Raw genomic sequence first — 19,626 nt, 5'->3', positions numbered from 1 at the left:
GAGGCTTAACTGGAAGGAATTGATCCATGGCTGCACCCGTCGTGCAAATGTCGGCCCTGCTTGAGGCTGGCACCCATTTCGGACACCAGACGCACCGCTGGAACCCGAAGATGAAGCCGTATATTTTCGGCGACCGCAATAACGTCCACATCATCGACCTGTCGCAGACCGTGCCGCTGTTCCAGCGCGCGCTCGATTTCGTCGAGGCCACGACAAAGGCGGGCGGCAAGGTGCTGTTCGTCGGCACGAAGCGGCAGGCCGCAGAGCCGATCGCGGAAGCTGCGCGTCGTGCAGGCCAGCATTATGTCAATCACCGCTGGCTGGGCGGCATGCTGACGAACTGGAAGACGATTTCGGAATCGATCCGTAAGTTCAAGGAACTGGAAGAGCAACTGGCGGGCGATACGTCGGGCTTCACGAAGAAGGAAGTCCTGAAGATGACGCGCCAGCGCGACAAATTCGAGGCGTCTTTGGGCGGTATTCGCGACATGGGTGGCCTGCCTGACCTGATGTTCGTCATCGACACGAACAAGGAAGACCTCGCCGTCAAGGAAGCCAACGTCCTCGGCATTCCCGTGATCGCGGTTCTCGATTCGAACTCCGACCCCAGCGGCATTGCGTTCCCGGTTCCGGGCAATGACGATGCGGCGCGCGCCATCCGTATGTATTGCGACATGGTTGCGGATGCCTGCGCTGGCGGGTCCGACGGTCGTCAGGCTGATCTTGGCTCCGATATGGCAGCCAAGGCTGCAGCGAGTGAAGAAGGCGAAGCGACAGCCGCAGAACCTGCGGCGGAGGCGACTGCCTGACCTGCCCAACGCGCTTGTAACAAACCGGTGGCAGGCGCAGGCGGCACATAGTCGTCGGCGCCTCCCGGCATTTAGAGAAGGATGATTACCATGGCCGAGATCACGGCGAAACTCGTCAAGGACCTGCGCGACAAGACCGGCGCGGGAATGATGGACTGCAAGAAGGCGCTGAATGAAACCAATGGCGACTTCGAAGCGGCGGTCGACTGGCTGCGCACGAAGGGCCTCGCCGCGGCGGCGAAAAAGTCATCGCGTACCGCAGCGGAGGGCCTAATCGGCGTCGCAACCGAAGGCACAAAGGGATCTGCGGTCGAAGTGAATTCCGAGACGGACTTCGTTGCCAAGAACGAGAGGTTTCAGGGCTTTGTCGAGGAAGTCACCAATCTGGTCCTTGCAAAGGGCACCAGCGACATTCAGTCGATCAAGACCGACCAGATGGCGAATGGCAAGAGCGTCGAGGACGTCCTGACCGACAATATCGCCACGATCGGTGAAAACCAGTCGCTGCGCCGTGCGGCCACAATCTCTGTGGAGCAGGGGGTGGTAACGCCCTATGTCCACAATCAGGCGGCACCGGGCCTCGGCAAAATCGGCGTGCTGGTCGCGCTGGAATCGCCTGCCGACAAGGACGAGCTGGATGCATTCGCGAAGCAATTGGCCATGCACATCGCCGCGGCCGCGCCGCTGGCGCTGGACGAAAGCGGCGTCGATCCGGCAACGGTAGAGCGCGAGCGCGCTATTGCCACCGAAAAGGCGAAGGAAAGCGGCAAGCCCGACAATATCGTCGAGAAGATGGTGGAAGGCTCGGTCCGCAAATTCGTTAGCGAAAACACCCTTCTGGGCCAGGTTTTCGTCATCGACGGCAAAACCCGCGTCAGCGACGTCGTGGCCGCGAAGGCAAAGGAACTTGGGGCGCCGGTGAAGATCGCCGACTATGTCCGTTTTCAACTGGGCGAAGGCATTGAGCGCGAGGAAAGCGACTTTGCGGCAGAGGTCGCCGCAGCAGTCGGAGGCTGATCTGCGTCAGGTCACGCCAGCCCCTGATGCGGCTGGCGTGACCTGATCCAATGTTCGTCGGCGTGGGCGAATTTTGCTGCGCATCTGCGGTCATTCGCTGATTTTTACCTCTCTATCCTGCTATTGCGGGGTCAACTTCGACCTTGCAGCCGCGCTTGCCGCTGTGCGCGCGTCGCTCTAAGACCCCCACATACTTCGCCTTTCAGAGGAGCAATCCGGCCAAATGCCGTCCCGACCGTATAAGCGTATTCTTCTGAAGCTCAGCGGCGAAGCGCTGATGGGCGACGGTCAGTTTGGGATCGACAGCGAAACCGTTTCTGCCATTGCCTCTGAGATTCGACTGGCACGCGAGGCGGGATTCGAACTTTGCCTGGTAGTGGGGGGCGGAAATATTTTTCGTGGCCTGGCGGCTGCCGAACAGGGATTCGACCGGGCCAATGCCGATTATATGGGCATGCTCGCGACCGTCATGAACGCGTTGGCGGTGCAGAACGCCCTTGAGCAGCAGGGCGTTGATACGCGCGTCCAATCCGCCATTCCAATGGCAAGCGTTTGCGAACCTTATATCCGCCGCAAAGCCGCCCGGCATATGTCAAAGGGCCGGATCGTCATGTTCGCCGCCGGAACCGGCAATCCGTATTTCACGACCGACACCGCCGCGGCGCTGCGTGCTGCAGAAATGGAATGCGACGCACTGTTCAAGGGGACGAGTGTAGACGGCGTTTATACCGCAGATCCAAAGAAGGACGATGACGCGACCCGCTACGATACGCTCAGCTATGATCGGGTTCTCAGCGACAATCTGAAAGTCATGGATGCCTCCGCGGTGGCCTTGTGCCGCGACAACAATATCCCGATCGTCGTCTTCAACATTCGCGAACGGGGCAATCTGGCCCGCGTTCTTGCCGGCAACGGCGTTTCCACAACAGTCAGCAATTGATCGAAGGATAGACCTATGTCCGCCGGATATGACAAAGCCGATATCGAACGCCGCATGGAAGGCGCCCTGGAAAGCCTGAAGGGCGATCTGGGTGGTCTGCGGACTGGTCGCGCCAATACGGCACTGCTCGATCCTGTCGTCGTTGAGGTTTACGGCGCAAAAATGCCTCTGAACCAGGTCGCGACGGTTACTGCGCCGGATGCGCGCATGCTGGCGGTGAATGTCTGGGACAAGTCCAATCTGCAGCCGGTGGAAAAGGCAATCCGCGCTGCGGGCCTGGGACTGAACCCCGTGACTGACGGCCAGAATATCCGTCTGCCGCTGCCGGACATGACGGAGGATCGTCGCAAGGAACTGGTGAAGCTTTGCTCGCAATATGGTGAGAAAGCGAAAATCGCCGTCCGCAACGTGCGTCGCGACGGTATGGAATCGCTCAAATCTGCCGAAAAGAAGGGCGATATTAGCCAGGACGAGCAGAAGAAGGGCGAAGCAGAGGTGCAGAAGCTGACCGATGCCAAGATCGCCGAAGTCGACACGGTCATGGCGTCGAAAGAAAAGGAAATTATGAGCCAGTGACCGTAGCGCCCGCCAGCGATCTAGCGGGTAGTGCTGCCAGTGTGCCACGGCACGTGGCCATCATCATGGATGGCAATGGCCGCTGGGCTAAGGCGCGCCGCCTGCCTCGCATGGCGGGCCACAAGGCGGGCATGGAGTCGGTGCGCGCGGTCGTTCGCGCTGCGCCGGACCTCGGTATCGATGTTCTGACGCTTTATGCCTTTTCCTCGGAAAACTGGAAGCGGCCCCAAGAGGAGGTTGGCTTCCTCTTCGGCCTGCTCAAAACCTATCTTCATGCGGAAATCGCCGAACTGGATGCGAAAGACGTGCGCATCCGGGTCATTGGACAATGGCGCTTGCTTCCCGCCGATCTGGTAAAGCTGATCGATGGCGCAATAGATCGAACGCGGAATAATGAGGGGCTGACGCTGGTATTGGCCCTCAACTACGGTAGTCGCGATGAACTTGTACGTGCCGCGCGTGCGTGCCTTGCCGATGGCCTTTCTGACGATGAGGTCACCGAAGAAGCGATAGAGGCGCGGCTTGACACGGCGGGCCTGCCGGCGCCCGACCTGATCGTGCGTACTTCGGGCGAAGAGCGCCTGTCCAACTTCCTGATGTGGCAGTCGGCCTATGCCGAATTCGTATTCACGTCGACCCTTTGGCCCGACTTCGGCGCGGAAGAGCTGGCAAAGGCGTGCGAGACCTTCGCCGCCCGCGAGCGCCGCTATGGTGGCCTTTGATATGCAGCAGGACACGCGACGTCAGCGACTGAAGGTTCGTTACAAGGATTTGTTGCCGCGTGCGATCGTCGGCGCACTGCTGATCGCGATCGCGCTGTTCGGCGGCTGGCAGGGGGGCTTGTTTTTCAACTTCCTGATGGGCGTCGCCGCCATGCTGATCTTTCGGGAATGGACCCGCATGGTGGGAACCACGCGCGGGAATGCGCGGATGGTAGGCTTCGTCGGTATTGCGGCAGCAGTCGTGCTGGGTGACGAGGCAATGACGACGTTCGGCTTCGTGGTACTTGCTGTTGCGGCCTTATGGTATCTGTTCAGCGACAGACGAGCGGCGTTGGGCGTTCTTTATGCAGGAATTCCCGTCATATCGCTAATTTGGCTGAGATTCCAGGAGAGTGGATTTGGCCTGATTGTGTGGACGTTGGCGGTGGTTTGGGCGACCGACATCGGCGCCTATTTCAGCGGGCGTACAATTGGTGGCCCAAAGATCGCACCGTCCATCAGCCCGTCGAAGACCTGGGCCGGATTGGCGGGCGGCATGGTTGCCGCCGGCGCCATCGGCGCTCTGGTCGATCATCTGTTTTCTCTCCCCTTCGATGCGGTGCAGGCCGCACTTCTCGGGGCGGGTCTCGCAGTGATCGCTCAGGCTGGCGACTTTTATGAGAGCCACTTGAAGCGCCAGGCCGGGGTCAAGGACAGCGGTCATCTGCTACCCGGCCATGGCGGTGTGATGGACAGGCTGGACGGATTGGTGCCTGTGTCGGTGGTGGTCGCGGGTGCGGTCTGGCTGCTGGGCAACTGATGCGCAGCGTCTCCATCTTTGGCGCCACCGGATCGGTCGGCGTTTCCGCACTGGAACTGATCGCGCACGAGCCGGATCGCTGGTCGGTCGAGGCTCTGACGGCGAATTCCAACGCGCAACTACTTGCCCGGCAGGCAAAGGCCTGCGGCGCGCATATGGCGGTCGTTGCCGCCGACAGCGCCTATGCGGAGCTGAAAGATGCCTTATCCGGTACCGGTATAGAATGTGCCGCAGGCGCAGCGGCGCTGGAGGAGGCGGCGATGCGCTCTGCCGACGTCACGCTCGCAGCCATCGTGGGGGCGGCAGGGCTTCTTCCCACTTTGCGCGCAGTGGAGCAGGGCGGTATCATCGCGATTGCGAACAAGGAAACACTCGTTTGCGCAGGGCCTCTCGTAACGGCTGCGGCGCAAGCGTCCGGCGCGCGACTGCTGCCGGTCGACAGCGAACATAATGCGATTTTCCAAGTCTTCGATTTCGATGCACCCGAAAGCGTCGCGCGCATCATTCTGACTGCGAGCGGGGGACCGTTCCGTACGCTTTCCTGCGAACAGATGCGCACGATGACGCAGGACCAAGCCATTGCACATCCGGTCTGGTCAATGGGCGCCAAGATCAGCGTCGACAGTGCGACCTTAATGAACAAGGGTCTAGAGATGATCGAAGCGGCGCGGCTGTTCCCGGTCGGCCCGGACCAGATCGACGTCGTCGTTCATCCGCAATCGATCGTCCACAGTTTCGTGGAATATATAGACGGTTCCGTCTTGGCGCAGCTCGGATCGCCAGACATGAAAACGCCGATCGCCTATGCGCTCGCCTATCCAGAACGCATATCCACCCCGGTCGAGCGTCTGGACCTGGTATCTGCGGGCCGGCTCGATTTCGAGGCGCCTGACCCGCAGCGCTTTCCAGCGCTCCGTCTGGCCCGAGAAGCGCTGGAGATGGATGGCGGTGCCCCCATCGCCTTGAATGCCGCAAACGAAGTCGCTGTCGAGGCCTTTTTGAAGAAGCGCATCGGCTTCCTGGACATCTGCGCCATCAACGAAGAGGTGATGGGCCGCATGAGCGGCGCCGCCGCCGCGACTCTGGAAGACGTTCAGCAAGCGGACAGCGCTGCGCGGGTACTGGCCGGGGACGCCGTGTCGGCACGGCAGCGGAGGTAAGAGAGTGCAGACCGGTTTCGAGCAGCCAGGGTTTCTGTTTACCATCATCATGTTCGTGTTGATGATCGGCCCGCTCGTGTTCGTGCACGAAATGGGTCATTACCTGATGGGCCGCTTGTTCGGTACGAAGGTTGACAGCTTTTCCATTGGTTTCGGCAAGCAGGTGGCTGGCTGGACGGACCGACGGGGGACGGTGTGGGCACTCGGTTGGCTGCCGCTTGGCGGCTATGTGAAGTTCGCGGGCGATGCGAATGCCGCCGGCGCCGGGTCGGAGGGCCTCGACCACATTCCGGCGACGGAGCGGGATCAGTATTTTGCGTTCAAGCCTCTGTGGCAACGCGCCCTGATCGTGCTTGCTGGCCCGATGATCAATTTCCTGTTCGCCATTCTGATCTTTGCCGGGTTTGCCTTTACCATGGGCCACTCGACCGTGCCGCCAGTCGTCGGCGGCGTCGTGGAGGAAAGTGCGGCGGCGGAGGCAGGCCTTCTTCCCGATGACAGGATCGTGGAAATAGACGGTCGTTCAATCTCAGAGTGGGAAACGCTGGTGCAGGAGGTGCGCATGAACCCCGGCGCTCCCATGGACCTGGTGGTCCAGCGGGCCGGTCGTCCTGTCGACGTCGTTCTGACACCCAAGGTCGTCGAGATGGTCGACCGCTTCGGCAATCGCGGCAAGGTCGGGCAATTGGGTGTCTACTCGGCGACCACACCCGAAGTTCGCGAAGTCGGTCTGTTCGAAAGCGTGCAGATCGGCACGATGCAAACAGTGCGGACGGTCCGTTCCATGTTCGACCTGATTGGCCATCTGATCATGGGAGAACGGTCTGTCACAGAACTTGGCGGACCGCTGAAAATTGGTCAGATGTCGGGGCAGATCGGCAGCTTGGGGCCAGAAGCGTTCATCAGCTTTATGGCGCTTATTTCCATCAACCTGGGTTTCATCAACCTGCTGCCCATTCCAATGCTCGACGGCGGCCATCTTGCGCTTTATGCAGCCGAAGGCATCAGGGGCGGAAAGCCGCTGCCGGAACGTGCGCAACAATGGGCGTTCATGGGCGGCTTTGCACTGGTGGTCTCGTTCATGGTGGTGGTGACATTCAACGACCTTGCTTCTTTCGGGCTCTGGCGTCATGCCCTCTCACTAATAGGTTAGACTTGCGGCGGGTGACGCAGCGTACGGCATGCGTAGAACGCAAAATGATAAGGGTAAGGGGTTAGATGTCAGCTTTTTCCGCGGCGCGCCAGCGTCTGGTGACGGGGCTGCTTTTGGGCAGCACGACGCTTCTGACCCCGGCAGCTGTTTTTGCACAGGACGCGCCACTTCAAGAGACCGAGGCAGTGAATCCTCTCGACGCGGAAGCGGCGGAAGAGGCAGTGCCAACATCCGACGCGGCCGCTCCAGTGTCACCGGAAACATCCGCAGCCGAGGCGGATCCCGAAGCCAGCGTTACAGCCACCGACCCCAACAATGCGGGGCGTGTCCGCTCTATTACGGTACGGGGCAATGAACGACTGGAGGCGGAAACCGTTGCATCCTATGTCGGTCTTTCGGCTGGCGAAGCGTATGATCGCAATCGGCTGGATGAGGCACTGAAGGCGCTATACGCCACAGACCTGTTCGCGGACGTTATCATCCTTGGATCCGACACGGGAAATCTGGTCGTTCAGGTCCAGGAAAACCCGGTCGTGAACCGCATCGTTCTGGAAGGAAACGAGCGGGTCAAGGAAGACAAGATCTCTCCTGAAATCCGCCTCGCGCCGCGCCAGATTTTTACCCGCGCCAAGGCGCGGAGCGACGTTGCGCGTATCGTCGAACTTTATCGTCGCCAGGGCCGCTTCGCTGCCTCCGTCGAGCCATTGATCGTGCCACTGGATCAGAACCGCGTCGATGTCGTGTTCGAGATTCAGGAAGGACCGAAATCGAAGGTCCGCCGTATCAATTTTCTCGGCAATACCGAATTCAGCGATGGCAAGCTGCGTGGCGAAATCGCGACACGCGAAGCGAAATGGTATCGCCTGTTTACCTCCAACGATACATATGATCCTGACCGCTCGGCCTATGATCAGCAGGTGCTGCGGCAGTTCTACCTGACTGAGGGTTACGCCGATTTCCGTGTCGCGTCCTCTGTTGCGGAACTGACGCCGGACAATGAGGATTTCGTCCTAACCTATGTCATCGAAGAGGGGCAGAAGTATAATTTCGGTGAGGTGGCACTCGAATCCGAAATTCGTGATATCGATGAAGAAAATTTCCGTAACCTGATTTCGATTCAGCAAGGCGATGATTACAACGCCAAACGGATCGAAGACACGATTACCGTATTGCAGGAAACTGCCGGCCTGCTTGGCTATGCCTTTGCTGATGTTCAGCCTCAGTTCGTGCGTAATCGCGAATCGTTGACCATGGATGTGACCTTCGTCGTGCGCGAAGCACCGCGCGTTTACGTTGAGCGCGTAGACATTAACGGCAACGTCATCACCCGTGACAAGGTCGTTCGCAGAGAGTTCCGTCTTCTCGAAGGTGACGCCTTCAACACCTTTAAGGTGCAGCGCAGCCAGGCGCGTATCCAGAGCCTCGGCTTCTTCCAGGAAGGGCTGGAAATCGAGCAGAAGCCCGGTTCCGGTCCGGACAAGGTAATATTGGAGGTTAACGCACAGGAACAGGCGACCGGCGAGCTGCAATTGTCTGCGGGCTTTTCCTCGCTTGAACGCTTTCTGGTTTCGGCGTCGATCCGTCAGCGAAATTTCCGAGGTCTGGGGCAGGAATTGCGCGCATCGGCGAACCTGTCCAGCTATTCACGGTCCGTGGACGTCGGCTTTACCGAGCCTTATTTGTTCAACCGGAACCTTGCGCTTGGTTTCGACGTCTTCCGCCGCGATTTCAACAATTTCCGCTTCGACGGCAGTGGCAATCGCGACACCACGTACGAGCAGGTTTCGACCGGTTTCCAGCTTCGCACCGGCTTCCCGATTACGGAATTCTGGTCCGCATCGCTGCGATACAATTTGCAGCTAGACGACATCTTTCTGGACGAAGGGGCATTCTTCACAGACCCGGATGGTGCCTCGGGCCCTCTGGAGCCAGTGTGTGACCCGCTTAGAGCGGGACGGTTCCTGTGCGATGCCATCGGCAAGCGAACGACGTCGGCGCTGGGCTACAGCATCGCCTTCGACAATACCGACAACCGGATTCGCCCCACTCGCGGGCAGCGCGTCGTCTTCAGTCAGGACGTCGCCGGCCTTGGCGGTGTGAAATATATCCGTACAGGCTTGGACGCGGACAAATATTTCCGCTTTGGCCGCACGAACTTTGTACTCGGAGTCGGGGTCGAGGGCGGCTATATTCGCGGCTTCGGTGGCGATGATATCCGCATCAACGACCGCTATTTCCTCGGCGAACCAAGGATGCGCGGCTTTGACATTCGGGGCGTTGGCCCCCGCGTTATCCGCACACGCTATGTCACAGGCACCGAAGACGGACCGAATGCCGTCAACATTGGCGACATCGATTTCGACGGGGAGGACGACTTCGTCGAATTGGGGCAGGAAGGTAATGCCCGGCAGGATGACGCCATCGGCGGCCAGGCCTATTATCTGGCGCGCGCGGAATTGCAGATCCCGCTTGGCGAAGGCGTTGCGGAACTGGGCATCCGCCCGTCAATCTTTGTAGATGCTGGCGCCCTGTTCGATGTCGACTTCGATCCGGTGAATGATATCACGCCAATCTTCACACAGGAGCAGACATTCACCAACCCCGATGATGAGGACGACACGCTGACGACCGACGTGCCTGTGTTCCGCGAGGAATTTTTTGGCGACAGCGCCAAGCCGCGTGTTTCCGTGGGTATCGGTGCATCCTGGAATTCACCATTCGGACCGTTCAGGTTCGATATCGCAAAGGCTCTGGTAAAGGAGCCGGGTGATGACACCCAAGTCTTCCAATTCAATGTAGGGACGTCTTTCTGATGACCAAATTCAAAGCTCTTCTTTCCGGCACCGCTTTCTCCATGGCGGTATTGACTGCTCCGGCCTTTCCGGCCCTAGCGCAAGCACAGGCCGTTGCCATCATTAGCCCGGAAGGCGCGATCCAGGGCACGACCGCATTCCAGAATGCGCAGACCGCCATTCGCACGACCTATGCGTCGCAAATATCAAACCTCGAAACGCGGGTTCAGGCGCTGCAGGCGGAATTGACGACGGCGAGGACAAATTTCGAAAACGCCCGCTCGCAGCCGAACGCCACGGATGAAAGCGTCCGGCCGTCGGCAATGGCTTTACAACAGCTGCAGGCGCGCGCGCAGCAGGAACAGCAGCAACTTCAGCAGCCGATCGCGCTCGCAAATTCCTATGCAACCGAACAGATCGAGGTTCATCTGGACGAGGCCGTTCGCGCCGCAATGACGGCGAAGAATGTTGACCTGGTGCTGCGTCCGGAAGCTGTCGTGGCAATGGCGCCGGGCGGCGATGCGAACCTGACCGACGAGGTTGTCGCCGAACTTAACCGCCGTATCCAAAGCGTTACCGTGCAGCCTCCGGCAGACTGGGAACCCGGTGATACCATGCGCGCAGCACGACCGCAGCAGCAGGCCCCGGCCGCTGCCCAGCCGCCCGCTCAGTAAGTCTCAATTCGGGGTGCCAGCTTCTTCAGCGTATTGGCGATGAAGAAGCTGGCGCCTTTTCTGCCCGGCCGACGCCGCGGGCGATCACGACGGGAAGGCGCGCTTTCTTAGAGGTTCTGGGCTGGCTTCCTTAATGGAGGCGGCCTGCGCCGCGCCATGCATGATCGCTTCGATTTCCCGAGCGACAAAACCTGCACCATCGCCCAGCCGCCTCAGGTCGGATGCAAATCTCGACGCATCCGTTCCCGGCCTGGCCAGCGTCATGGCGTCATTCAGCGCGTCCAGAAACCCAATCACGGTTTCTACCGCATAGTCGCAGGCAGTTGCACTCTCGCTAATCCTGGACGGCAAGCTGTCCATCTTTGGTCTCCCGTGGTCAACGGGGAATAGTAGAACTTAAAGGCTTAAGGCGACGTATATGATGCGCCGAAGCTTTTCGCGAACCAGCTTTCAATATTGGTGACGGTGGCCATTTCCACGCTCAGGCCCAATTTCGTGCGGCGCCACAAAACATCCTCCGCGTTTGTCGCCCATTCCTCCGCGCTAAGGTAATCCAGTTCGGTCTCAAAAATCCCGCCCAGGTTGCGGCCAAGCCCCTGTTCCAGCATCAACACCGCGCGTGTTCCGTAGACATTGGCCAGTCGCACCACGATGTCGGGATCGTAATCTGCAAAGCGCTCCACAAGTGTGGCTCGCCAGATCAGAAAGGCGTCCCGCGCCGATTTTCCCCGGACTACCGGAATGTCCCCCCCGGGCAGGCGCGTCGTCGCCGTCCATGGCCTCGTTTCGGGATATAATTTTTTCAGTACCGCCTCCGCCAGCAAGCGATATGTCGTCAACTTGCCACCGATCACCGTCAGAGCCTCAGTTCCGGCATGGTCGTGCAACAGCCATTCGCGGCTGGTTTCGCGCGCGTCCTTGCCCTCCTCCAGAACCAGCGGGCGCACGCCGGCGAACGCGGCGATGATGTCGTCATGAGCAATCGGGCGGGATATATAGCGGTTCGCCGCGTCCAGCAGATAATCGACCTCGCTATCCGTGGTCGCTGATTCGTCGGGACTGGCAATCGCCGTTTCCGTGGTACCGATCAGGCTATAACGGTCATGATATGGCAGAACGAAAACCACGCGCCCGTCTGGCTGTTGCAGCATAAGCGCGTCTTCCTGTCGGCCGATGCGCGGCACGACGATGTGCGCCCCCTGAACGAGGTTCAACCGCGGCGCATCCTCAACGCCCAGCACATCTTGCGCGACTTGTTCTGCCCAAGGGCCAGTGCAATTCACGATCTTGCGCGCGTATAGCTCCCGTCCTGATTGCAGCACGACCAGCCACCCATCGTCCGACGGAAAGGCGCTCTCAACTCCGTCGCGCGTGACGATTTCGGCGCCCCGTGCCAGCGCGTCCTGGGCGTTCAGGATGCACAGGCGGCTATCATCGACCCACCCGTCCCAATATCGAAAGGCATGCTTGTACTTGGGCGCGACGACAAAACCGGCACGATCACGCCTAAGGTCGATCTTGCTGGAATTCGGGATGGAGGTTCGCTTGGCCAGACGATCATAAAGCCATAGGCCAATACGAATGAGCCAGCCGGGCCGCGTATCCTCCGACAGCGGCAGGACGAAGGGCAGGGGCCAACTGATATGCGGCGCCAGGTTCAACAGAACCTCCCGCTCTGCCAGCGCCTTCCTGACCAGCTTGAATTCGTAGAATTCCAAATAGCGAAGGCCGCCATGGATCAGCTTCGTCGATGCGGAGGACGTGCCGCCGCCAATATCGCCTGCTTCTACAAGTACGACATTCAGGTCGCGTCCCGCCGCATCACGGGCGATGCCGCAGCCATTGATGCCACCCCCGATCACGAGGAGGTCGCACGTGTCGCGAAAAGTCTTGTCGGGAGTGGGGGGCATGCCGTTTTCCTTAACGCCCGCTGCGCGCTAGGGAAGCGATATGGGTGAACATATTCTTGTTATAGATGAAGGTACGACATCGACGCGGGCGGTCGTGTTTACCTCGGATGGGCGCATCGCGGCGGAGGCTGCGCAACCGCTGAAGCAAAGTTTCCCCCGTCCGGGCTGGGTTGAACATGATGCCGAACAGATCTGGACGGCCACCAAGGCATGTATAGAGGCCGTTACGACCAGCATCGGCGTTGAGAACATCCATTGCATCGGCATCACGAACCAGCGTGAAACGGTCGTGTTCTGGGACCGCCGCTCCGGGCGGCCGCTGGCCCCCGCCATTGTATGGCAGGACAGGCGCACGGCCACCCTGTGCGCCGAGCTGAAAAAGGCAGGGCATGAGCCTAAGATTCAGGCGCGGACCGGCCTGTTGCTGGACCCATATTTTACCGGCACAAAGATATCATGGGCGCTGGATAATTGGCCAGAGGTGCGTGCGGCGGCCAATGCGGGCAGTCTGTGTGTTGGAACGGTCGATACCTATCTGCGCTATCGTCTTTCGGCCGGCGACATATTTGAAACCGACGCCACGAATGCGTCGCGTACCTTGCTGATGGACCTGACGAAAGCATCCTGGTCGCCCGAATTGTGCAGTCTGCTCGGTGTGCCCGAGGATTTGTTGCCAAGTATCGGCCATTGTGCTGGCCTTCTGGGCGAGGCACGCCTTGGCGATCTGATGGTGCCCATAACCGGCGCGGCGGGTGATCAGCATGCCGCGGCGGTCGGGCAGGGGTGTCTTGTGGCCGGGGAAGTGAAGGCCACCTATGGGACAGGAGCGTTTCTGATCGCCAATGCGGGGTCGCAGCCCACAATCTCGAATCATAAATTGCTGTCCACGCTCGCTTGGAAGCTGCGCGATCAGACGGTCTACGTCCTTGAAGGAAGCATCTTTGTCGCCGGCAGTGCGGTTCAATGGCTGCGTGACAGTCTGGGCCTGATCGAGAGCGCTGCCGAAACTGAATCCCTGGCGCGTTCCGTGCCGGATTGCGACGGAGTCGTCTTCGTACCTGCCTTCGCCGGTCTCGGTGCGCCATATTGGGAGCCAGAGGCGCGGGGCGTCATTTCGGGGCTGACAGGTGGCATAAAAAAGGCCCACATCGTGCGCGCCTGTCTGGAGGCAATGGCAAACCAGACGGCGGACGTTCTGGACGCTATGGCAGCCGACGGAATAGCCCCAAGCATTCTGAAAATCGACGGCGGCATGGTGCGGAACGATTGGCTATGCCAGGATCTCGCTGATACGCTGAATATCGAGGTGGAACGGCCAGAGATTATTGAGACGACTGCGCTGGGTGCCGCGATGTTGGCAGGGGTGGGTTCGGGCTTGTTTGCCTCGCTGGAAGATGCGGTTGCGAATATGCGCCACGTTGAACGCCGGTTTGCCCCCCAAGGGTCGCAAGCGACCCGCGATGAGCGCCGCGCATCGTGGAAAAAGGCGGTTGCCCAAGTGCAGGCAGGGCTCTGATCGGAAGCGGTGGCTGCTGTCGTGATCGCCGTACTAACCCGTCCCTGATGTGCATGATGCGGGTTTCAAGCGGGCCGTTTTCGGCATGACCGGCACGGCTTTGTTCAATGAATTATAAGAGGGGATCGAATGGGAAGCGTGGTTCAGATTGCCTTGTCACTGGCGGTGGTGTTCGCCGTAATATTGGCAGCAGCGGGAATTTTTATCGTCCTCCGCCGTCCCCGAACGGAACGAACGAAGGGGCTGTTGATGATTGCCGTCGCGGCCGTGACGGTGGTGAACATCTGGCTGCTTACCGCGCCGCTTTAGAACTTTTTCGGGCGTCCTCCGTTGTCGAAGGAGGTAGCGCCGAAAGGACTGAAATGAAAACGCCCGCTCAAGACGGAATGGACCCCAAGAGTTTGGCCAAGACGATCAAGAACAAGGGGGAATTGATTGCCGACGAGCAATTGAACGAGGATCTGGCCGTGACCGGGAAGCCAGAGAAGAAAGAGCAGCCCACCAATGCGCCGGAGTAAGGCGCTTGCCCAAACCGCGTTGCTTTCCTATAGCGCGCGCCGGTCTGGAGTCCCGCAAAACTTCGGGGGGCTGTAGCTCAGTTGGGAGAGCGCTGCCTTCGCAAGGCAGAGGTCGAGGGTTCGAATCCCTTCAGCTCCACCAGACCCCACCGCATCGTCCGACCATGTTTTAACCGACGACGTCGTTCAGTAATCTTTCCACCTTCGCAAATTGTTCGCTGCGCGTCAGGGCGAGTGCGGGACCATCAGGCAGGTCAGGGAGCCTGCCTGCCTTACGTTGCTGGGTCTTTTCCGACAGCCACGCGGCTATTTCTGCGGGATCGTTAGAAACGAGGCCTAATTTATTCCGCCGGATCACATCGGCTGCCTCACCTTCCAACTGGCCATGGCAGAGGATGGGCCGACGGGCGCCGGCATATTCATATAGTTTCCCGGCGACGACGTGCTTCTCTCCTTCGGTGTCGAAACGAAGCAGGAGCAGAATGTCGGCAGCACGTTCGATCCGCAGAACTTCGGCGCGGGGGATAGGCGGGTGCGTCTCTACGAGATGCGCCACCCCTTCCTCCTGCGCCATTTCGAGGCCGATTTCTGCGTCTTCCCCGTAAAGGCATACGCGTATATCATTCGCCGCCGCGCCCATCGTCCCCAGTGCTGCGAACAGGGGGCGTGGCGAACGGCGACCGCCATAGGTGGACCCGGCATGGACAATCGTCAGCGCCTTGGGATCCAGCGGCGACACGGTCTCCAATCCAGTAAAGTCAGCAGGGTCATATCCGTTCGCCGCCTGCACGACCGGAACGCCATAGCGCGCGGACAGGCGTTCCACCGCACCTTCGGTAACGGCAACGATCGCAGATGCCTTTGACAGCACCCTGCGCTCCAGCCGCATTTCCACCCATTCTACGAAAGGGCGGCTGTCGGCATAAAGATTGTCCGCCCACAGGTCGCGAAGCTCCGCAACGAAGGGAACGCCTGTCTTTTCACTCAGCGCTGCGGCAACCATGTGGGAGCTGTCGGGCGGTCCGGTGGAAAACAGAATGTCGGGCCGCCATTCCTCTATCAGCTTCAGGCCAGCCGCAATGGCGGGTTCTACCCATGGGCGGTGGGCGTCGGGCAATTGCCGCAGCCGCCACCAGCTCTGCTTGAGCCGCGTCAGAAGTGACGGTGAACCCTGCGAGGCTCGCGCCTTACCGGACGGGGCCGGGCGTCTTTGGTCTGCCTCGGTCAGGGGCGCCGACTTGCCGAAACGTACATAGGGCACATGGGTAATTCTGTCGCGGGGGATTTCCGGATCGACGGCGGCAGGAAATTGCAAATTCTGCGCGGCCAGCACACGGACATCATGGTTCCGTTCTGTCAGATAGCGAGCGAATTTGGGCGCACGGACCGTGGCTGTCGGCGCGTTGGGGGGGAACATTCCGGATATGATCAGGATACGCATGTGCCCCTGTTAGCGGGCGCACCTTAACAGACAAGGTGGACGCTGGCCCGGCGCCTGCATATCTGTCTGCACATGACACAATCCGTACACATCATCGGCGGCGGGATGGCCGGTTCCGAGGCTGCCTGGCAATTGGCGCAGGCCGGCGTCCCCGTCATCCTGCACGAAATGCGCGGGGTGGCACGAACCGACGCCCATGCAACTGACGGCCTAGCAGAACTCGTCTGTTCCAACAGCTTCCGCAGCGACGATGCGACCGCCAATGCGGTCGGCGTCCTGCATGAGGAGATGCGCCGCCTGGGATCGCTGATCATGCGAGAAGCGGACGCCGCGCGCGTGCCGGCCGGGTCCGCTCTGGCGGTAGATCGCGATATTTTTTCGGCAGGCGTGACGGCTGCGCTGGAGGCGGAGCCGCTGGTGGAAATCAGGCGAGAGATCGTGGACCGCCTGCCGGGCGCAGACGATGGACAATGGATCGTCGCGACCGGTCCGCTGACTCACGCGGCGCTGGCGGAGGATATTGCGACCCTGACGGGACAGGATCAGCTGGCGTTTTTCGACGCACTCGCGCCCATCGTCCATTTCGATTCCATCGATATGGAGACCGCCTGGTTCCAGTCGCGCTGGGATAAGGCGTCGGAGGGGGGCGATGGCAGGGATTATATAAATTGTCCGCTGGATCGCGACCAATATGAGGCGTTTATCGATGCCTTGCTGGCGGCAGAAAAGACGGAGTTCAAGGAATGGGAGGCTTCTACCCCCTATTTCGAAGGCTGCATGCCGATTGAGGTGATGGCGTCACGCGGTCGTGAGACTCTGCGTTTTGGGCCCATGAAGCCGGTCGGGCTGACCAATCCCGCTACCGGAAAACGTGCGCACGCAGTGATTCAACTGCGGCAGGACAATGCGCTCGGCACCTTGTGGAACATCGTCGGCTTTCAGACCAAGATGAAGCATGGCGAGCAGGTGAGGGTGTTTCGGACGATCCCGGGACTGGAGCAGGCGGAATTTGCGCGCCTGGGCGGTCTGCATCGCAACACCTTCATCAAAAGCCCTGTGCTGCTGGACGAGACCCTGCGTCTGAAGGCGCGGCCGAACATCCGTTTCGCCGGTCAGATTACCGGCTGCGAAGGCTATATCGAAAGCGCTGCGATTGGCCTGATGGCGGCACGCTATGCGGCGGCAGAGGCAAAGGGGGAAACGCCGCAGACGCCGCCCGTCACGACCGCCCACGGCGCGCTGCTTTCGCACATCACCGGCGGCGCGGAGGCAGATACATTCCAGCCGATGAACGTTAATTTCGGTCTCTTCCCCATGCTGGATTATGCGCACGGTAAGAAGGAGCGGAAGGCCGGCTATGCCCGGCGCGCGCTGGAAGACATGAACGCGTGGATTGCCGCCGCCCCTGCCTGATAAGTCGTCAGCAGGCGTTAAGGGGTGAGTATCAGTTCGCCGCGCTCTACGCGCCAGCCGGAAAGCCGGTTCAGAAAGGACATTCCGAGAAGGTCCTGGTCCAAAGCGCCCTCATTAACCGACACCACTACGCCGGACCGGCTGACCGGGCCGATCTGCAAGCTATCGAGGCGGGCGGCGGCGATGCGGACGGGGCCGTTGGCGGTCATGGCGACACCGTCGAAGTTCAGCGATTCCGCAGGTAGTCCGGCGCGCTCTGCCGTTTCGGGGCTGAGCACGATATCGCTCGCGCCTGTATCGACCAGAAAGCTTGTCGGCGCGCCGTTAACCTGTCCCCGAATGTAGAAATGCCCGTCATTAGCGGCGCGGACCCGCATCTCGACCCCCTCCATCCTTGGCTGCGAGGGGTCGAGCGCCGCGCGAATGCGCGGCCATTCGCCCACCAGGAGGAGCAGGCCACCGAAAATCAATACCCAAACCAGCGCCATCTGGACACTTTTTGAGAAGCCTACGCTCTTTAGACGGGGAATGAACGCAAGGAGGATAAATATCAGAAATCCTGCCAGATAGACGAAATTCATCGTCTGCCATTCGCTGTTCACAGGTCGATCCGCAGCATGTCGTATCCAGGTTCCACTCCGGCCGGCAGTTCGGCGCAAAGGGTGCGGTAGTCCATGCTATTGTCCATGTGGGTAAGGACGGCGCGCTTTACGCCCAGCTCCTTTATCCATCCGAGCGTGCGGTCGAGATGGGCATGGGTGGGATGCGGCCGGCGACGCAGGCTATCGACGATCCACAGATCGCAGCCTCTGACCCGACTTCGACCTTCCTCGGTTATCTCGTTGAAATCGGTGGAATAGCAGACACGCTCCCCCTCCCGTTCAAAACAGAATCCCCAAGAGGTGATATAGCCGTGAACCTGCGGAAAGGCCGTGATTTGTATATCGCCGATCGTCAGGCTTCCCGGGCCAAAGCTGTTGGCCCTGGCGGTGGGTTCATACCCCTCCCTCCCCTCAAAGACATATTTGAAACGATCGTAGAGGTGGTCCCAGGTGCCCGGCGCAGCGTAGCATTCCACTGGCCGCCCCATCAGATGAAAGAACTGACGAAGGTCGTCGATACCATGAGTATGATCGGCATGGCTGTGTGTAATCAACACCGCATCGAGGTGGCGGATGTTCGCGTCCAGCATCTGTTCCCGGAAATCGGGACCGGTATCCACCAATATATTGGCCTCGTCAGTCTGGACGAGGATCGATACGCGGCGGCGGCGATTACGGGGTTCTGCCGGATCGCAGGCGCCCCAGTCATTGCCAATTCTGGGGACACCGGAGGAGGTGCCGCTCCCCAGCATCGTGATCTTCATGCGGGGGCGGCCTTTGTAAACAACCTGTAGAAATTGTCGGTGGTCTGCTCGTCAAGATCCGCAATCGAGACACCGCGCTTTTCAGCCAGGAACGCGGCGGTGTGCATTACAAATGCAGGCTCACATGGCTTTCCGCGCTTTGGAACCGGCGCGAGAAACGGACTGTCGGTTTCGATCAATATGCGATCGGATGGCAGTTTTGCCGCGGTTTGCGCAAGGTCGGCCGCATTCTTGAAAGTGACGATGCCCGACAGGGAAATATAGAAACCAAGATCCAGCGCGGCATAGCCGAACGCCTCGCTGGCCGTAAAACAATGAATGACGCCGGGGAAGGGGCCAACCGCCATTTCCTCGCGCAGGATATTCAGCGTGTCTTCCTCAGCATCGCGCGTGTGCACGATCAGCGGTAGCTGCGTCTCTCGCGATGCGGCGATGTGACGGCGAAAGCTGCCGCGCTGCCGTTCGCGATCCGATTTGTCATAGTAGAAGTCGAGACCCGTCTCGCCAATTCCGATGACCCGTTCATGGGCGGCGCGCTCGACAAGCCGGGCGGTGGAAATCTCCTCATGACTGTCGGCCTCGTGCGGGTGAATTCCGACCGAGGCCCACACATCTGGCTCCCGCTCCGCCAGTGCCACGACCTCATCCCATTCGGAGGCGCGGGTAGAGATGCCGAGCATCGCGGTGACGCCGGCGTTGCGGGCATTTTCGATGACCTCGGCCTGCCGTTCCACGACGCCTTCGTAATTCAGGTGGCAGTGGCTATCGACGGCCATGAAATCTGTCCTCTTTCAGCTGCATCCGCGCCACACGAAACCCG

Annotated in this window: 20 protein-coding genes and 1 tRNA gene; 15 read left to right on the top strand and 6 right to left on the bottom strand. The window is 60.1% G+C overall.

Translation table 11 applies throughout. The features are described 5' to 3' along the window. Positions 1 to 26 precede the first annotated feature (26 nt). From rpsB to ACSMXM_RS04335, 10 genes are all read left to right on the top strand, one after another. Complete coding sequence (rpsB, locus tag ACSMXM_RS04380) at positions 27 to 809, top strand: 30S ribosomal protein S2 (RefSeq protein WP_460314284.1); 783 nt, start codon at positions 27 to 29, stop codon at positions 807 to 809. 90 nt (positions 810 to 899) lie between these two features. Then, a complete protein-coding gene (gene tsf / locus ACSMXM_RS04375; protein ID WP_460314282.1) occupies positions 900 to 1,826 on the top strand; it encodes a translation elongation factor Ts in 927 nt (308 codons plus the stop codon). A 223-nt stretch (positions 1,827 to 2,049) separates the two neighbouring features. Then, positions 2,050 to 2,766, top strand: a complete 717-nt coding sequence (gene pyrH / locus ACSMXM_RS04370) for a UMP kinase (protein WP_460314280.1) — start codon at positions 2,050 to 2,052, stop codon at positions 2,764 to 2,766. A gap of 15 nt (positions 2,767 to 2,781) precedes the next feature. Then, a complete protein-coding gene (frr, locus tag ACSMXM_RS04365; RefSeq protein ID WP_460314278.1) occupies positions 2,782 to 3,342 on the top strand; it encodes a ribosome recycling factor in 561 nt (186 codons plus the stop codon). Beyond that, the gene (locus ACSMXM_RS04360) at positions 3,339 to 4,064 is read left to right on the top strand and encodes an isoprenyl transferase (protein WP_460314276.1); all 726 of its coding nucleotides are present in this window, start codon (positions 3,339 to 3,341) and stop codon (positions 4,062 to 4,064) included. Before frr ends, ACSMXM_RS04360 begins: the two co-directional genes overlap by 4 nt. After that, entirely contained in the window at positions 4,051 to 4,863 is an 813-nt protein-coding gene (locus ACSMXM_RS04355; protein WP_460314274.1) for a phosphatidate cytidylyltransferase, read from the top strand. The genes ACSMXM_RS04360 and ACSMXM_RS04355 overlap by 14 nt, the downstream gene beginning before the upstream one ends. After that, positions 4,863 to 6,023: a 1-deoxy-D-xylulose-5-phosphate reductoisomerase gene (dxr, locus tag ACSMXM_RS04350; protein ID WP_460314272.1), complete on the top strand. Its 1,161-nt coding sequence runs from the start codon at positions 4,863 to 4,865 to the stop codon at positions 6,021 to 6,023. Before ACSMXM_RS04355 ends, dxr begins: the two co-directional genes overlap by 1 nt. 4 nt (positions 6,024 to 6,027) lie before the next feature. Further along, positions 6,028 to 7,176 (top strand): RIP metalloprotease RseP, encoded by a 1,149-nt coding sequence (gene rseP / locus ACSMXM_RS04345; RefSeq protein ID WP_460314270.1) that lies wholly within the window; start codon positions 6,028 to 6,030, stop codon positions 7,174 to 7,176. A 65-nt stretch (positions 7,177 to 7,241) separates the two neighbouring features. Next, a complete protein-coding gene (bamA, locus tag ACSMXM_RS04340) occupies positions 7,242 to 9,989 on the top strand; it encodes an outer membrane protein assembly factor BamA (RefSeq protein ID WP_460314269.1) in 2,748 nt (915 codons plus the stop codon). Continuing rightward, the gene (locus tag ACSMXM_RS04335) at positions 9,989 to 10,642 is read left to right on the top strand and encodes an OmpH family outer membrane protein (RefSeq protein WP_460314268.1); all 654 of its coding nucleotides are present in this window, start codon (positions 9,989 to 9,991) and stop codon (positions 10,640 to 10,642) included. Before bamA ends, ACSMXM_RS04335 begins: the two co-directional genes overlap by 1 nt. 84 nt (positions 10,643 to 10,726) lie before the next feature. Here ACSMXM_RS04335 and ACSMXM_RS04330 read toward each other — a convergent pair whose 3' ends face one another. Together ACSMXM_RS04330 and glpD are read right to left on the bottom strand one after the other, a co-directional pair. After that, a complete protein-coding gene (locus tag ACSMXM_RS04330) occupies positions 10,727 to 11,002 on the bottom strand; it encodes a hypothetical protein (protein WP_460314266.1) in 276 nt (91 codons plus the stop codon). 44 nt (positions 11,003 to 11,046) lie between these two features. After that, positions 11,047 to 12,552, bottom strand: a complete 1,506-nt coding sequence (gene glpD / locus ACSMXM_RS04325; protein WP_460314265.1) for a glycerol-3-phosphate dehydrogenase — start codon at positions 12,550 to 12,552, stop codon at positions 11,047 to 11,049. 40 nt (positions 12,553 to 12,592) lie between these two features. On the opposite strand from glpD, the gene glpK reads away from it, so the two are divergent. From glpK to ACSMXM_RS04305, 4 genes are all read left to right on the top strand, one after another. Continuing rightward, positions 12,593 to 14,068: a glycerol kinase GlpK gene (glpK, locus tag ACSMXM_RS04320; protein ID WP_460314263.1), complete on the top strand. Its 1,476-nt coding sequence runs from the start codon at positions 12,593 to 12,595 to the stop codon at positions 14,066 to 14,068. A 129-nt stretch (positions 14,069 to 14,197) separates the two neighbouring features. Beyond that, positions 14,198 to 14,377: a hypothetical protein gene (locus ACSMXM_RS04315; RefSeq protein WP_460314261.1), complete on the top strand. Its 180-nt coding sequence runs from the start codon at positions 14,198 to 14,200 to the stop codon at positions 14,375 to 14,377. A 53-nt stretch (positions 14,378 to 14,430) separates the two neighbouring features. After that, entirely contained in the window at positions 14,431 to 14,586 is a 156-nt protein-coding gene (locus ACSMXM_RS04310) for a hypothetical protein (RefSeq protein ID WP_460314259.1), read from the top strand. 66 nt (positions 14,587 to 14,652) lie between these two features. Next, positions 14,653 to 14,728 (top strand) — tRNA-Ala (locus ACSMXM_RS04305). Positions 14,729 to 14,755: 27 nt separating this feature from the next. Here ACSMXM_RS04305 and ACSMXM_RS04300 read toward each other — a convergent pair. After that, positions 14,756 to 16,027 carry a glycosyltransferase gene (locus tag ACSMXM_RS04300; protein ID WP_460314257.1) on the bottom strand — a complete coding sequence of 424 codons (1,272 nt, stop codon included), beginning with the start codon at positions 16,025 to 16,027 and terminating at the stop codon, positions 14,756 to 14,758. A 72-nt stretch (positions 16,028 to 16,099) separates the two neighbouring features. Here ACSMXM_RS04300 and trmFO point away from each other — a divergent pair, with 72 nt between their 5' ends. After that, complete coding sequence (gene trmFO / locus ACSMXM_RS04295) at positions 16,100 to 17,440, top strand: methylenetetrahydrofolate--tRNA-(uracil(54)-C(5))-methyltransferase (FADH(2)-oxidizing) TrmFO (RefSeq protein WP_460314255.1); 1,341 nt, start codon at positions 16,100 to 16,102, stop codon at positions 17,438 to 17,440. A 17-nt stretch (positions 17,441 to 17,457) separates the two neighbouring features. Here trmFO and ACSMXM_RS04290 read toward each other — a convergent pair whose 3' ends face one another. From ACSMXM_RS04290 to ACSMXM_RS04280, 3 genes are read right to left on the bottom strand one after another with little or no spacing between them, the layout of a single operon-like run. After that, positions 17,458 to 18,042: a retropepsin-like aspartic protease family protein gene (locus ACSMXM_RS04290; RefSeq protein WP_460314253.1), complete on the bottom strand. Its 585-nt coding sequence runs from the start codon at positions 18,040 to 18,042 to the stop codon at positions 17,458 to 17,460. Continuing rightward, entirely contained in the window at positions 18,039 to 18,806 is a 768-nt protein-coding gene (locus ACSMXM_RS04285) for an MBL fold metallo-hydrolase (RefSeq protein ID WP_460314251.1), read from the bottom strand. The genes ACSMXM_RS04290 and ACSMXM_RS04285 overlap by 4 nt, the downstream gene beginning before the upstream one ends. After that, positions 18,803 to 19,582, bottom strand: a complete 780-nt coding sequence (locus ACSMXM_RS04280) for a TatD family hydrolase (RefSeq protein WP_460314249.1) — start codon at positions 19,580 to 19,582, stop codon at positions 18,803 to 18,805. Before ACSMXM_RS04280 ends, ACSMXM_RS04285 begins: the two co-directional genes overlap by 4 nt. Between the last annotated feature and the right edge of the window lie 44 nt (positions 19,583 to 19,626).

Source organism: Pacificimonas sp. ICDLI1SI03 (assembly GCF_054740865.1).
This window is presented reverse-complemented; position numbering and strand designations above follow the sequence as displayed.

Bases quoted from the DNA above. Each gene is read 5' to 3' on its own strand.
- rpsB (WP_460314284.1), top strand. From the start codon at position 27: ATGGCTGCACCCGTCGTGCAAATGTCGGCCCTGCTTGAGGCTGGCACC.
- ACSMXM_RS04300 (WP_460314257.1), bottom strand. From the start codon at position 16,027: ATGCGTATCCTGATCATATCCGGAATGTTCCCCCCCAACGCGCCGACA.
- pyrH (WP_460314280.1), top strand. From the start codon at position 2,050: ATGCCGTCCCGACCGTATAAGCGTATTCTTCTGAAGCTCAGCGGCGAA.
- glpD (WP_460314265.1), bottom strand. From the start codon at position 12,552: ATGCCCCCCACTCCCGACAAGACTTTTCGCGACACGTGCGACCTCCTC.
- trmFO (WP_460314255.1), top strand. From the start codon at position 16,100: ATGACACAATCCGTACACATCATCGGCGGCGGGATGGCCGGTTCCGAG.
- dxr (WP_460314272.1), top strand. From the start codon at position 4,863: ATGCGCAGCGTCTCCATCTTTGGCGCCACCGGATCGGTCGGCGTTTCC.
- ACSMXM_RS04355 (WP_460314274.1), top strand. From the start codon at position 4,051: ATGGTGGCCTTTGATATGCAGCAGGACACGCGACGTCAGCGACTGAAG.
- ACSMXM_RS04330 (WP_460314266.1), bottom strand. From the start codon at position 11,002: ATGGACAGCTTGCCGTCCAGGATTAGCGAGAGTGCAACTGCCTGCGAC.
- tsf (WP_460314282.1), top strand. From the start codon at position 900: ATGGCCGAGATCACGGCGAAACTCGTCAAGGACCTGCGCGACAAGACC.
- ACSMXM_RS04280 (WP_460314249.1), bottom strand. From the start codon at position 19,582: ATGGCCGTCGATAGCCACTGCCACCTGAATTACGAAGGCGTCGTGGAA.
- frr (WP_460314278.1), top strand. From the start codon at position 2,782: ATGTCCGCCGGATATGACAAAGCCGATATCGAACGCCGCATGGAAGGC.
- ACSMXM_RS04285 (WP_460314251.1), bottom strand. From the start codon at position 18,806: ATGAAGATCACGATGCTGGGGAGCGGCACCTCCTCCGGTGTCCCCAGA.
- bamA (WP_460314269.1), top strand. From the start codon at position 7,242: ATGTCAGCTTTTTCCGCGGCGCGCCAGCGTCTGGTGACGGGGCTGCTT.
- glpK (WP_460314263.1), top strand. From the start codon at position 12,593: ATGGGTGAACATATTCTTGTTATAGATGAAGGTACGACATCGACGCGG.
- ACSMXM_RS04315 (WP_460314261.1), top strand. From the start codon at position 14,198: ATGGGAAGCGTGGTTCAGATTGCCTTGTCACTGGCGGTGGTGTTCGCC.
- ACSMXM_RS04335 (WP_460314268.1), top strand. From the start codon at position 9,989: ATGACCAAATTCAAAGCTCTTCTTTCCGGCACCGCTTTCTCCATGGCG.
- ACSMXM_RS04310 (WP_460314259.1), top strand. From the start codon at position 14,431: ATGAAAACGCCCGCTCAAGACGGAATGGACCCCAAGAGTTTGGCCAAG.